At 61.3% G+C, this 12,847-nt stretch carries 14 protein-coding genes and 2 tRNA genes; 7 read left to right on the forward strand and 9 right to left on the reverse strand.

What is annotated here, in order from left to right; genetic code table 11:
* Positions 1-6: 6 nt before the first annotated feature.
* The 7 genes from FCK22_RS10845 to trpA form a co-directional block, all read right to left on the reverse strand.
* Complete coding sequence (locus tag FCK22_RS10845; protein ID WP_067263230.1) at positions 7-384, reverse strand: DUF2237 domain-containing protein; 378 nt, start codon at positions 382-384, stop codon at positions 7-9.
* A gap of 15 nt (positions 385-399) precedes the next feature.
* On the reverse strand, positions 400-1,575 hold the full coding sequence (locus FCK22_RS10850) for a serine hydrolase (protein WP_067263232.1): 1,176 nt from the start codon (positions 1,573-1,575) through the stop codon (positions 400-402).
* A 115-nt stretch (positions 1,576-1,690) separates the two neighbouring features.
* Entirely contained in the window at positions 1,691-2,389 is a 699-nt protein-coding gene (gene pth, locus FCK22_RS10855; RefSeq protein WP_136720417.1) for an aminoacyl-tRNA hydrolase, read from the reverse strand.
* Positions 2,390-2,564: 175 nt separating this feature from the next.
* Entirely contained in the window at positions 2,565-3,218 is a 654-nt protein-coding gene (locus FCK22_RS10860) for a 50S ribosomal protein L25/general stress protein Ctc (protein WP_067261682.1), read from the reverse strand.
* A gap of 113 nt (positions 3,219-3,331) precedes the next feature.
* Positions 3,332-3,952 (reverse strand): hypothetical protein, encoded by a 621-nt coding sequence (locus FCK22_RS10865; protein WP_067261683.1) that lies wholly within the window; start codon positions 3,950-3,952, stop codon positions 3,332-3,334.
* Entirely contained in the window at positions 3,946-5,136 is a 1,191-nt protein-coding gene (locus FCK22_RS10870) for an alpha-hydroxy acid oxidase (RefSeq protein WP_067261685.1), read from the reverse strand. The genes FCK22_RS10865 and FCK22_RS10870 overlap by 7 nt, the downstream gene beginning before the upstream one ends.
* Before the next feature lie 138 nt (positions 5,137-5,274).
* The gene (trpA, locus tag FCK22_RS10875) at positions 5,275-6,066 is read right to left on the reverse strand and encodes a tryptophan synthase subunit alpha (RefSeq protein ID WP_067261687.1); all 792 of its coding nucleotides are present in this window, start codon (positions 6,064-6,066) and stop codon (positions 5,275-5,277) included.
* A gap of 156 nt (positions 6,067-6,222) precedes the next feature.
* On the opposite strand from trpA, the gene FCK22_RS10880 reads away from it, so the two are divergent.
* Positions 6,223-6,414, forward strand: coding sequence for a hypothetical protein (locus FCK22_RS10880; protein ID WP_067261693.1), 192 nt, complete (start codon positions 6,223-6,225; stop codon positions 6,412-6,414).
* 59 nt (positions 6,415-6,473) lie between these two features.
* Entirely contained in the window at positions 6,474-7,571 is a 1,098-nt protein-coding gene (gene ychF, locus FCK22_RS10885; RefSeq protein ID WP_067261694.1) for a redox-regulated ATPase YchF, read from the forward strand.
* A gap of 87 nt (positions 7,572-7,658) precedes the next feature.
* Here ychF and FCK22_RS10890 read toward each other — a convergent pair whose 3' ends face one another.
* Positions 7,659-7,961, reverse strand: coding sequence for a hypothetical protein (locus FCK22_RS10890; RefSeq protein ID WP_067261696.1), 303 nt, complete (start codon positions 7,959-7,961; stop codon positions 7,659-7,661).
* Positions 7,962-8,395: 434 nt separating this feature from the next.
* Between FCK22_RS10890 and FCK22_RS10895 the strand changes: the two genes are divergently transcribed.
* From FCK22_RS10895 to FCK22_RS10905, 3 genes are all read left to right on the forward strand, one after another.
* Positions 8,396-8,485, forward strand: a tRNA-Ser gene (locus tag FCK22_RS10895).
* A 222-nt stretch (positions 8,486-8,707) separates the two neighbouring features.
* Positions 8,708-8,929, forward strand: coding sequence for a hypothetical protein (locus tag FCK22_RS10900; protein ID WP_067261697.1), 222 nt, complete (start codon positions 8,708-8,710; stop codon positions 8,927-8,929).
* Positions 8,930-9,072: 143 nt separating this feature from the next.
* Positions 9,073-10,659, forward strand: a complete 1,587-nt coding sequence (locus tag FCK22_RS10905) for a gamma-glutamyltransferase family protein (RefSeq protein ID WP_067261699.1) — start codon at positions 9,073-9,075, stop codon at positions 10,657-10,659.
* Between the two features lie 60 nt (positions 10,660-10,719).
* On the opposite strand, the gene FCK22_RS10910 is transcribed toward FCK22_RS10905, so the two are convergent.
* Positions 10,720-11,109 (reverse strand): DoxX family protein, encoded by a 390-nt coding sequence (locus FCK22_RS10910; RefSeq protein WP_067261701.1) that lies wholly within the window; start codon positions 11,107-11,109, stop codon positions 10,720-10,722.
* Positions 11,110-11,385: 276 nt separating this feature from the next.
* Here FCK22_RS10910 and FCK22_RS10915 point away from each other — a divergent pair.
* A tRNA-Asn gene (locus FCK22_RS10915) sits at positions 11,386-11,460 on the forward strand.
* Between the two features lie 151 nt (positions 11,461-11,611).
* On the forward strand, positions 11,612-12,739 hold the full coding sequence (locus tag FCK22_RS10920; RefSeq protein WP_136720418.1) for a hypothetical protein: 1,128 nt from the start codon (positions 11,612-11,614) through the stop codon (positions 12,737-12,739).
* Positions 12,740-12,847 lie beyond the last annotated feature (108 nt).

Genomic DNA, 12,847 nt, shown 5'->3' on the forward strand with positions numbered 1-12,847 from the left:
TAATCCTCACTTAGGGTCGATGGCATGGTCGCGCAGTACCTCCAGCGGCACGATATCGAGCGCGCGCAGATGCGTGGCGGCCAGATGCACCCGCGGGGCACAGCCCTCATCCGCGGCTTGCAGGAACCGCGCGGCACAAAGGCACCATGCGTCGCCCGGCTTCAGCCCGGCAAAGCCGAACTCGGGGCGCGGGGTGCTGAGGTCATTGCCGACATATTTTGAATAGGCCAGAAACTCCGCCGTCATCACCGCGCAGACCGTATGGCTGCCCTGATCCTGCGCGCAGGTGTTGCAATGGCCATCGCGGAAAAAGCCCGTGACCGGATCGGTCCCGCAGATGGCGAGGGGCTGGTTCAGAACGTTGATGCTGTCCTCTGGGGTCATGGCTTCCTTTCTGTCTCAGCTTTCCTCATCGAGTGAGGCCGCGATCTGGCGGAAAATCTCGATGTTCTGTTCCGCCACCCCGGCCTCACGGAATTTACGGTCGGCGGCATTGGTGGCGATGACCACATCGCGGGCGCCGTCGACATAGATGTACTGCCCATAGATGCCGCGCGCCATATATTCCCCCTCGGGCGCGCCCTGCGGGATCCACCATTGGTAGCCATAGCCGATGCGGCCCTCGGCGGTGGGGGCGGTGGGGCTGGTCGATTCTGTTACCCAGTCTTCGGGCACGATTTGCTGGCCGTTCCATTCCCCACCTTGGGCGAACATCTGGCCGAAACGGGCATAGTCGCGCGTTGTCATATTAAGGCCCCCGAGCACGAAGGCGGTGCCGGAGCCATCGACGATGTAATAGGGCGCATGTTCCAGCCCCAAGGGCGCGATGACCTTCTCGCTCAACAACTCAGGCACGCTGCGCCCGGTGGCACCGCGCACCACCATGCCGATCACATGGGTGTCGATCGACACATATTGCCACTGGCTGCCCGGCGCGGTGAAGGTCTCGGACAATTCGGCGGTGAAATCGTCGAGCTTGCCACCAAGCGCCACCACCCGGCCCATGCGGTTGATGTCCGAATCGTAGTCTAGATAATCTTCGTCAAAGGTGACGCCGCTGGCCATATGCAGCACGTTGCGCAGGCTGGCCCCGTCATAGGCGCTGCCCTTCAGGCTGGGGGCATATTTGGTCACCGGATCGTCGAGGGATGCGATCTGGCCCTCCTCCAGCAGGATGCCAACGAGCGCCGAAAGATAGCTTTTCGCCACCGACCAGCTGATGCGGCGGTCCTCGGGGCCGGTGCCTTTGAAGTAGTTCTCATAGACGATGGCACCGTCTTTCAGCACCACCAGCGCGGTCACGTCACGGGCCGCGATCCAGTCGTCCACCGCCTCGGGCAGTTCGGTTTCGGGGCCATAGGGAAGCTCGGTCGTCAGCCCGTCTCCGCGCGAAACGGGGGCGGAGAGGAAAGCGCCGTCCATATGGCTGAAGTTGTGGACGATCTTCTCTTCGGAGAAGAGCGAGTTCACCGCCAAGAGCCGTTCGATCTCTTCCCGCTTCCAAAGGCCGATGACGATGGCCGCCAGCAAAAGCGCCAGCAAGACCCGGCCGAGCCATTTTCCGAATGTACGCATGATATCCCCCCCTGTTGGCCCGCAGTGAACCACGACGCGGGGGCGGGGGCCAGCCCGACATTGCGTCAGGAGGGACGTCAGCAGGGGCGCCAGTAGGGGCGTGAGGCCGAAAGCGTCAGCGGAAGCGGTCCATCAGCTTTTGCAGCGGCGATTGGGGCTCTGCCTCCGGCTCGGGTTTGCTGGGGGCGGGCTTGGGCTGGGCTTCGGTGGGTTTCTTAGGCCCCTTGCTGCCGGTGCCCGAGCGGGGCGGGGCCACGCGCAGCGCCACGGCATTCATGAACCGCCCGGTGTCGCCTCGTGCAAGATCCGCCGCCCCGTCCGAGACACCGCGCAGCACATCGTCCAGCCAACCTTCGTCTGCTTTGGGAAAGTCGCGCAGCACATAGCCCGCCACCGCGTCCTTATGGCCGGGATGGCCGATGCCCATGCGCACGCGGTCATAGTCCGCCCCGATATGCGCGTGGATCGAACGCAGCCCGTTGTGGCCTGCATGGCCGCCGCCGGTCTTGCATTTGACCTTGCCGGGGGCGAGGTCCAATTCGTCATGAAAAACAATCACATCAGCGGGGTCGATCTTGTAGAACTTCATCGCCGCCTGAACCGACTGGCCGGAGTTGTTCATAAAGGTTTCGGGCTTGAGCAGCACCGCCCGGTCAGAGCCGAAACGCCCCTCGCTGACGCTGCCCTGAAACTTGCCCTTCCACGCAGAAAACCCGTGATCTTCGGCAATGCGGTCCAGCGCCATGAAGCCGATGTTGTGACGGTTGCGGGCATATTTCGCGCCCGGATTGCCGAGGCCGACGATCAGTTTCATGGGCGAGGTCTCCTTTGGTTTCGCCTATCTTAACAAGCGGGGCGGTAGAATGTCCCCAAGGTCGCCGGAATTTTTTGAAAATTCCGGGGCGATTTCTTTGAAAGAAATCGGGCCCCAAACGCAAAACGGGGCCGCGTGATGCGACCCCGTTTCAGCACAGCCTTGCGGCGCGCTATCATTCACCGTCGGGCGGGCCCATTTCGGTTGTCGGCACTTCGTCCGCTGCCGTGTCGTCATCGTCGTCATCCGACGCGGCCAGACCAGCAGGTGCAGAGATCGTTGCGACGACGAAGTCGCGGTCGATCGTGGGTTTCACACCTTCGGGCAGGTCGACGCGGCTGATGGTCGCGCTGTCGCCGATTTCGAGGCCGGAGATGTCGACGGTCACATGCTCGGGGATGTCCGCGGCGGTGACGACCAGTTCAACTTCCGGGCGGACCAGAGTGAGCACGCCACCCTTTTTCAGGCCGGGGCATTCTTCTTCGCCTTTGACGTCGACGTTGATGAACAGGTTGATCTTGGTGGTCCGCTTGAGGCGCATCAGGTCGATGTGCGTGGGCAGGTCCTTGACAACGTGGCGCTGAACGTCGCGGCAGATCACACGAACGTCGTCGTGGCCTTCAACCTTGAGGTTGAACAGGGTCGCTTTGAAGCGGCCTGCGCGCAGCTTGGTTAGCAGCTTGTTGAAGGGGATGTTGATCGGCAGCGGCTCTTTGTCGCCACCAAATACGATACCAGGAACCATGCCGTCACGACGTGCTTGGCGAGCGGCGCCCTTGCCTGTCCCCGCGCGTACCTGGGCTTCAAGATCAGGAATCTCTCCGGCCATTTTAGTCTCCAAATTTGTTAGGGCGGGAATCCTCCAAGGCTGTATTCCCGCGTGAAGCCGCGCGTATAGACCGGTTTTGCCCGGCTGGAAAGGGCAAAAGGGCGGGGGCGGCGCTATTCCTGCGGCGTCTGCAGATAGCCGTCCGCCGCCATGAGCCGGTCATAGAGGGCGAACTCCTTGGCGCGTGCGGCGCGCAGGCGGGATTCGACCTCCTGCGACAGGGGCGCGGGCAGATCGGGGGAGACGTTCTTGGGCTTGAGCTTGACCTCCCGCCCCAGTCTTTCGGCCAGAAAATCGCGAAAGGCCGGTTGGCGTTCATAGGCGAAGAGGTGCTCGACCAGCAGGTTGCCATGGTCAGAGGTCAGAAAGGAAAACTGGCTGCCGATCTGCGCGCGGGGCGGGGGCGTGTCGGAAATCACTTCAAGCGCGAAGTCCTCGAAACTCAGCCCCTTGGTGCTGAGCGGTTTGCCATCCAGCCGGGGCTGGCTGCGGTAGCGATACCAGCTTCGGATTTGCTCGACAGGGTTACGCATCACCGCCAAAGCCTCGGGGGAGGCCGAGAAGGTTTCCTGCAAAAAGGGCAGGACGCGCCGCCGATAGCGCAGGGCAGTCAGATGTTTGCGGCCCCGCGAAAAGATGATCTCGGCCTCGGGTTTTAGCGCCATTTCGACAGCGGTGGTCCCGGTTTTTGGCGTGGCGAGAAAGGTAAGGTTGCGGCTGAGAAAGATCAGCATGTGCCCGGATCGCGCGGGCGTTCCTGCCAGTCACCGCCGAAGTTGCGCGGGATCAGCAGGTTGTGCCGCCCGAGGTTGGCAATCTGCGTCTCTCCGCAAAGCGCCATGGTCAGATCCAACTCGCGGTGGATCACCTCCAGCGCGCGGGTCACGCCCGGCTGGCCCATCGCGCCCAGCCCATAGATGAAGGCGCGCCCGATGTAGGTGCCCTTGGCCCCCATAGCCATGGCTTTGAGCACGTCTTGACCCGAGCGGATACCGCCATCGAGATGCACTTCGATCTGGTCGCCCACCGCATCGAGGATCTCTGGCAGCATGCGGATCGAGCTTAGCGCCCCATCGAGCTGCCGCCCGCCGTGGTTGCTCACGATGATCGCATCGGCCCCGACTTTCAGCGCCATGCGCGCATCCTCGGCATCCAGAATGCCCTTGAGGATGACCTTGCCGCCCCATTGTTCTTTGATCTTGGCGATCTTGTCCCAATCGAGAGAAGGGTCGAACTGTTCCGCCGTCCAAGCACCAAGGTCGGCGTTGTCGGTGACCCCATGCACATGGCCCACGATATTGCCGAAATGCCGCCGCTTCGCGCCCAGCATCTCGCGCCCCCAGCCCCATTTGGTGGCAAGGTTGGCGAGCGTCTTTACCGTCAGTTTGGGCGGGGCGGAGAGGCCGTTCTTCAGGTCTTTGTGGCGCTGTCCGAGGATTTGCAGATCAAGCGTGATGACGAGGGCCGAACAGTTCGCGTCCTTCGCGCGCTGGATCAGGCGGCTGACATAGTCCTGGTCGCGCATGGTATAGAGTTGAAACCAAAAGGGTTTCGTCGTCGCCTCTGCCACGTCTTCGATAGAGTTGATGGACATGGTCGACAGGGTAAAGGGCACGCCAAAGGCTTCGGCTGCGCGCGCGGCCTTGATTTCCCCGTCGGCACATTGCATCCCCGTCAGGCCCACGGGGGCGAGGGCCACCGGCATGGCCACGTCCTCGCCGATCATCTGCGTCGCCGTGCTGCGCCCCGACATATCCACGGCGACCCTCTGGCGCAGGCGGATTTGGTCAAAGTCGCTGCAATTCTCACGGAAAGTCTGCTCGGTCCAGCTGCCCGATTCCGCGTAGTCGTAGAACATCTGCGGGACGCGGCGTTTGTAGATACGTTTGAGATCGTCGATGCTGGTGATGACGGGCATGGGCCACCTGTGCTGAATGGGTTAACTTTTGGTAGCAACTGGTGGGGGGCTTGGCAATTGGGAAGGCTGCGGCGACGAAAAAGCCCGCGCGGCCAGTGGGGCAGCGCGGGCTTGGGGTCGTTTGCAGAGGCGAGGGGTTTACGCTGAATGCGCCCCGTCGGCCAGTGATTTCACAAAGCCCAGCACATCTTCTGCGCTGTCGCCATTGGCGATCCGGCTGACGATGGCCGAACCGATCACAACACCGTCGGCCACTTCGGCGATGGCGCGGGCTTTCTCGGGCGTGTTCACGCCAAAGCCCACGATGACGGGCAGGCCGCTGGCCTTTTGGATGCGCGCCACCTCGGGCGAGACATCCGCGGCATTCGCCTCGGCCGAGCCGGTGATGCCGGTGATCGAGACATAATAGACGAAGCCGGAGGTGTTCTGCACCACGCGCGGCAGGCGCTTGTCGTCTGTCGTGGGGGTGGCGAGGCGGATGAAGTTCAACCCGGCGTCCTGCGCGGGCAGGCAAAGCTCGAGGTCTTCTTCGGGCGGCAGGTCGACCACGATCAACCCGTCGATCCCGGCGTCTTTGGCCTCTTTCAGAAACGTCTCGACGCCCATGGAATAGATCGGGTTGTAATAGCCCATCAGCACGATCGGGGTCGTGTCGTCATTTTCGCGGAAGGCGCGGACCATTTCCAACGTGCGGTTCAGCGTCATGCCCCCTTCGAGGGCGCGTTGACCGGCAAGCTGGATCGTCGGGCCATCGGCCATCGGATCGGTGAAGGGCAGGCCAAGTTCGATGATGTCGACCCCGGCAGCGGGCAGGCCGCGCACGATTTCCAGCGAACGGTCGAAATCCGGGTCGCCCGCCATCACATAGGAGACAAACGCCTTTTTGCCGCGGGCGCGGAGGTCTTCGAATTTGGCGTCGATACGGGTCATGTGGCTTGCCTCATTTGGTGCTTTCCTCGGCAATGCCGAATGTCGCGGTGAAAATCAATCCACCGCGGGGCAGAGGGCGGCAAAATTCGCCTCCCGTGGGCGCCTATGGCACGCAGCGCCCTTCCATTTTGCGCAAAGCATCCTATCTCATGGGCCATGAATTATGTACTCGCCCTTTTCCTGCCGCCGCTGTCGATCCTGCTGATCGGACGGCCGATCCTGTCTATCGTGGTCTTCCTGATCTGGTTGCCTGCGATCATCTTCTCGGGCGGGTTGACGCATCCGATGTTCATCCTGCTGGCTTGGATCCTGATCTATCAGGCGCATCAGGACCGACGCGCGCGCTGAGTCTTGCGCTTTGCGGCCCTTACCCCTAACACACGCGCAGCTTTTATAGGGGTATCGTCATGGGTTTCAAAATGGGCATCGTCGGTCTGCCGAACGTCGGCAAATCGACCCTTTTCAACGCGCTGACCCGCACCGCAGCGGCACAGGCGGCGAATTTTCCGTTCTGCACCATCGAGCCCAATGTCGGCGAGGTGGCGGTGCCCGACGCGCGGCTCGACAAGCTGGCCGAGATCGCCAGTTCGAAAAGCATCATCCCCACGCGCATGACCTTCGTCGATATCGCCGGACTGGTGAAAGGCGCGTCCAAGGGTGAAGGTCTGGGCAACCAGTTCCTCGCCAACATCCGCGAAGTCGACGCCATCGCCCATGTGCTGCGCTGTTTTGATGACGGCGACGTGACCCATGTCGAAGGCCGCGTTGACCCCGTGGCCGATGCCGAAACCATCGACACCGAACTGATGCTCGCCGACATCGAAAGCATCGAAAAACGTTTGCAAAACATCGTCCGCAAAGTGCGTGGCGGTGACAAGGAAGCGGTCCAGCAAGAGCGTCTGATGCGCATGGCGTTGGAAGCGCTGGAAGACGGCAAGCCCGCCCGCGTTGTCGAGGTTGATGAAGATGACGCCAAGGCTTGGCGCATGCTGCAACTGCTGACCACCAAACCGGTGCTCTATGTCTGCAACGTGGGCGAATCCGAGGCCGCCGAGGGCAATGAACATTCCGCGAAGGTCGCCGAGATGGCCGCCGCACAGGGCAATTCCCATGTCGTGATCTCGGCCCAGATCGAAGAGGAGATCAGCCAGCTCGAAGCCGAAGAGGCTGAGATGTTCCTCGAAGAAATGGGTCTGAAGGAAGCCGGGCTCGACCGGTTGATCCGCGCGGGCTATGAGCTTTTGCACCTAGAGACCTATTTCACCGTCGGCCCCAAAGAAGCGCGCGCTTGGACCATCAAATCCGGCACCTCCGCGCCCAAGGCGGCGGGGGTCATCCACGGTGATTTCGAAAAGGGTTTCATCCGCGCCGAGACCATTGCCTATGATGATTTCGTTAGCCTCGGCGGCGAGGGCCCTGCGAAAGAAGCGGGCAAGATGCGGGCCGAGGGCAAGGGCTATATCGTCAAAGACGGCGACGTGCTGCACTTTCTGTTCAACACCTGATCAGCGGGGCAGGGGGGCAAGGCCTCCGCCCACGTAAAAAGCCCGGCAGCGCGCGCTGCCGGGCTTTTTGTTCGTTAGGGCAACAGCTTACTTGCTGTCGTTGCCCGGGCCAAAGCCACCGTAGACATAGCCTTCACCGGGGCTGCGCAGGGCGTTGCGCGTGCTCATCACGGTGTCGCGGTTCTTGTCGGTGTCGGCGGTGTTCAGCATGATGTCGTTTGCCTTGGTCGAGGCATGCGGGTTCCGCATACGGTCATTGTTGCCATAGACGTCGCTTGCGTCAGCGTTCACCGAAGTGTCGAGGAAAATGTCGTTGTGACGGGTGGAGTTGTCGGCAACGGCAGCGGTCGAGATCAAAGCGGCGGCGGCGGTGGTCATGATGAGTTTCATAGCGTGTTCCTTCAGGTTTCTGTTAAATCGCGTCATTGCGATGTCATCGTTTGTGGTGAAGTAACGGGCGCTCCGCCGCGAAAGTTTCGCCGCGGTTGCGAGATTGGGAGTAGGGCGAGGCGTTTTGCTTGTTTGAACGAAGGTGGGGGTTTGTTTTTATTCACCTAAACAAACGGTTACTTAATCCCTCGCACCATTTCACAAGTTATTCACGCTGCCGTGTAAGTTGCTACAACCGCACCAAATGGCCGGGAAATGCCAGTCGTTGGGGCTGCTGGGATGGCTGCTTCTGCACAGCAGCACAGTTGATCCCGCAGCATTCCGTCTCAGCGCGCCGGATCAGCGGGCGGAAAAAGAAACCCACCGCAAGAAATGCAGAATTTCCCACGAATTTCGCCTTGCCCCTCGGGCGCGACCTCTTTAGACGGGTCGACGGAGACGTGGCCGAGTGGTCGAAGGCGCTCCCCTGCTAAGGGAGTAGGCCCGGAAGGGTCTCGAGGGTTCGAATCCCTTCGTCTCCGCCACCCACACCTGCACGACAGCACCGCCCCCATCTGGGCCGTCATCGCATGCGCCCCCAGCGTACCCCCGCTTTGCAACTTTGTAACATTTGCCCGGCACGGTCTCACCAGCCCTCCGCCTTATTCTCGGCAGAATTTTCGGCCAGCATTCTAAACATCCGGGGGGACCAGATCCTTGGCGATGGCGGCGAGACGCATCATCGCTCAGCGAAAGGGAGGTTCCAGATGTTGGTTAACGTAAGAGACTGGTCTCGCATCCTGCATAATTGCATCTTCTCCGATGCCGATCAGTCGCTCTGTGCAAGGGCGTGGCAATACCGGGAGGAGAGCGTTCTTTGGGCGCTTTGGGTCATGGTCTTTACCCCGGGCCATTGCGAGCGGAGCTTCCGCCACCACCGCAAGATGCTCCGCCTCAAGGCGCGCAGCTCCGCGGGCAGCGGCGGGTAACAAAGCCGCCAACAAGCACGTTATCCCCGCCGAATTCTCCCGCTGGGCAGTTGCATGCAGATGCATTCACGTTCACTTTGCCGGCAATGCCGCAGGCGGCCGGTTTGACCGCGCCGCTGGCCTTACCCAAGCAAAGGACAGCCATGTTTCGTCACGATCCCATTTACCCGTCCCACCGATCTCCTGTGGTTGCCGACAACGTTGTCGCGACCTCTCAGCCCTTGGCCACGCAGGCCGGTCTCTTGATGATGCAGCAGGGGGGCAATGCGGTGGATGCGGCGATCGCCACCGCCGCGGCGCTAACGGTGGTGGAGCCTACGGGCAACGGGCTGGGTTCTGACGCTTTCTGCATCCTGTGGGACGGGGAGAAGCTGCACGGGCTCAATGCCTCGGGCCGCGCGCCTGCCGCTTGGTCGCCTGAGCGGTTCCCCGATGGCATGGTCGAGCATGGCTGGGACAGTGTCACCGTGCCGGGCGCGGTCAGCGCTTGGGTCGAATTGATGGAGAAGTTCGGCAAGCTTGATCTGGCGACGGTGCTGGCCCCGGCGATCCGCTATGCCGAAGAGGGCTTCCTCGTCTCGCCCACCATCGCGACACTCTGGGCGCGCGGGGCCGAGGTTCTGGGCAAACAGCCGGGCTTTGCCGAGACCTTCCTGCCGGAGGGCCGCGCCCCAAAAGCGGGGGAGCGGTTCCGCAATCCCGGCGCGGCCCGCACCCTGAGGCTGATCGCCGAGACCAATGGCCGCGCCTTTTATGAGGGGGAGATTGCCGAAGAGATCGTGGCCCATGCCAAGGCCAATGGCGGCGCGATGACCATGGCGGATCTGGCGGCCAATAAGCCCGAATGGTGCGGCACGATCAGCCAGAGCTTCGACGATGTAGAGCTGCATGAAATTCCGCCAAACGGGCAGGGGATCGCCGCGCTGATGGCGCTCGGCATCCTGGAGCATAGCGACATCCGCGCGCATGGCGCAGACGACCTGATGGCGGTGCATTTGCAGATCGAAGCCTGCAAACTCGCCTATAGTGATTTGCATGCCTATGTGGCGGATCGCACGGCCATGACGGAGGTCGACGAAAAGGCGCTGCTCGATCCCGCATACCTCAAGTCCCGCGCCGCGCTGATCTCGACCGAGAAGGCGCAGGACTTTGGCGCGGGCGCGCCCAAGCAAGGCGGCACGGTTCTGATGAGCACGGCGGATGCCTCGGGCATGATGGTCAGCTTCATCCAGTCGAACTACGCAGGCTTCGGCTCGGGCGTGGTGGTGCCGGGGACGGGCGTGTCGATGCAGAACCGCGGCTTTGGCTTCACCACCGAGCCGGGGCATCAGAATATCGTGGCGGGGGGCAAGCGGCCCTTCCATACGATCATCCCCGGCTTCGCGATGAAGGACGGCCAGCCCCTGATGGCCTATGGCATGATGGGCGGCCCGATTCAGGCCCAAGGTCATATGCAACTGTTGCTGCGTACGCAGCTTTGGGGGCAGGACGTTCAGGTCGCCGCCGATGCGCCGCGCTGGCGCATTCTGTCAGGGCTGGAAGTGGCTTGCGAGCCTGCGATGGCGCCCGAGCTTTTGCAAGGGCTGCGCGATCTGGGCCATGTCGTTCATGTCGAAGCGCCGGACAACGCGTTCGGCTTCGGCGGCGCGCAGCTGGTGCAGCGCTTGCCCGAGGGCGGATATTCCGCCGGGTCCGATCCGCGCAAAGACGGGCAGGCGGCGGGTTTCTGATCAGGGCCGCTACCCCTGTGAGTTTGGCATGGCCCGTTCCAGGGCCATGCCGTTTTGTTTTCAGCCTTGCCCGCGCATCGCGTCGACCGACCACGGCCCCGGCCCGGCGGCTGCGAGGTAGAGAAAGCCAAAGCTGTAAAGCGCCGCCAGTTCACCGCCATTCAGCAGCGGAAAGAACCCCTGCGGCATATGCGCGATGAAATAGGCAACCGCCGTCAAGCCGCTCAGGATAAAGGCTGACAGGCGCGAGAACAGGCCGATCACCAGCAAGACGCCAAAGACCAATTCGATCACGCCCGCTATTCCACCCATCGAGGCGATCGACACGCCGTTCATCGGCCCGGCTGGAAAGCTAAGGACCTTGGTCGTGCCATGTTGCAGCACCAAGAGCCCCGACATGATGCGGAAAAGCGAGAGTATCTGCGGCTGGTAGGGGGAGAGGAAGGTCATGTTTTCCCTTTCAGGACATTGAGTTGTTCATATGAGCCCAGTTTCAACCGCAGCCCGCGCAACCCGTCCAGCCCTAAGCGCCGGAGGAGGGGATGTGTCACGGACCTGTGATGCTGAGCCCCGTAGGGAACCGTAGCGAGGGACGCATTTCACGGGCGTTTGCAGATAATCGAAAAAAAAATCGCTTCAATCGGCCAATTGCTCTTGCGCACCCCGGACCGCCCGCGTTAAAGAGCCGCTGTCCGAGGGCGTTGCCCGAAAGACAGACATAGGCATTCCGGCGTAGCTCAGCGGTAGAGCAGTTGACTGTTAATCAATTGGTCGTAGGTTCGATCCCTACCGCCGGAGCCAATTTCCCCTAAGTGGTTGATTTTATTGGCAAGGCCCCGGCCAGAGTCCGAGCCACCTGTGCACGTGCACAAACTGGTGCACAGTTGCGTGCCCACACTGGTCCACACTCCCGATTCCTGGATGCCCTGAAATTGCTTCGGAGCTTCCCTTCATGGCCAGAGTCGCACACATTCCCTATCTCGAAAAACGCCCTTCCGGCTATTTCTTCAGGCGTCGCTTACCCAAGTCCAAAGTGGGGATAGAGAACCCTGATCCAAGATCTGCATTATGTCTCTCATTACGAACCGATGTCCTCTCCGAAGCGACATCCCTTGTCCGCGCACTGACTGCGCATACGGACCTGGTCGTCGCGCTGATGACGGAGAGACCAGTGGATCATTTGAGCTCAGAGCAGGTTACATTGTTGACAGAGCTGGCGCGCTTTCAGATCGCAGCGCATGAGGCGTTACGTGCTTCAGCAGAGCCTCGGTCAGAAATGGCGGCAAACTTTGCTGCGAAAGCGGAGCACACCATTCAGGATATGCTGCGCCGTGCCTTGGCCCTGGGGGATCGGACCCCAGTCATCGAGCCCCTTCGTGAGGTCGCCCGGCACATGGGATTGTCGCTGGATCAAGCCAGCGAAAATTGGCGCACGCTTGCTTTCGAAGCCCTACGCGTAATGCTGGACGTATCCCGAGAGCGCGAAAGACGAGAGGTCGGGTCATATGATGAGCCGACGCCAATCTTCCGCTTGATGTTGGCGAGCCGTGCAACCACCTCCGTGGCGGCTTTTCCAGCGCCTTCATCGCAAATAGCGGTGCTAGCCTTGGCTATTCCGACTATCAACGCATCTGGTGCGACGCCCGCGGCGCCAGAGGGCATGCCTATGGTCGAGGCTTCAGCTGGTCCGAAGGCGATCGCTACTGTACAAGCTCAGAGTGAACCAGCCGTGATTTCGACCCCAAGGGAAGATGCCGCGCCCGTGGCTCAGATGGCTCCGACCTTAGAGCGCAATGCCGCTGTTTCCAGCTCTGTAGCTGAGCATGATGACACCGCGTTCCGGATTAAAGTGCGTCCGCCTCGATTGGGGAACATCGATCTGCGAGATCTCACGCCAGAAACCAGAAAGGTTCTTGAAAACAAACTTCGAGGGATCACTCTGCTTGAAGGGATTAGGCTTATGAAAGAACTCAAGTGCGCTGGCTACGGTGATAAATTTTCAGTTGCGCAAACTGGGGACGAAGCCGCCGGCGAGCGTTGGAAGAAAGGAAGCGGTAGCAAGGCTGTTGATTGTCACTGAGAACTGACCCGGTAGCCCCATAAATTGTCACTGAGAATTGACCCATGTGAACACACTTCCCCGACGGTTTTGGTTGGGGGGATTTGGAGTGATCGACATGGGATTTTT

The organism is Sulfitobacter sp. 15WGC (assembly GCF_005068605.1).
Classification (GTDB): domain Bacteria; phylum Pseudomonadota; class Alphaproteobacteria; order Rhodobacterales; family Rhodobacteraceae; genus Sulfitobacter; species Sulfitobacter faviae.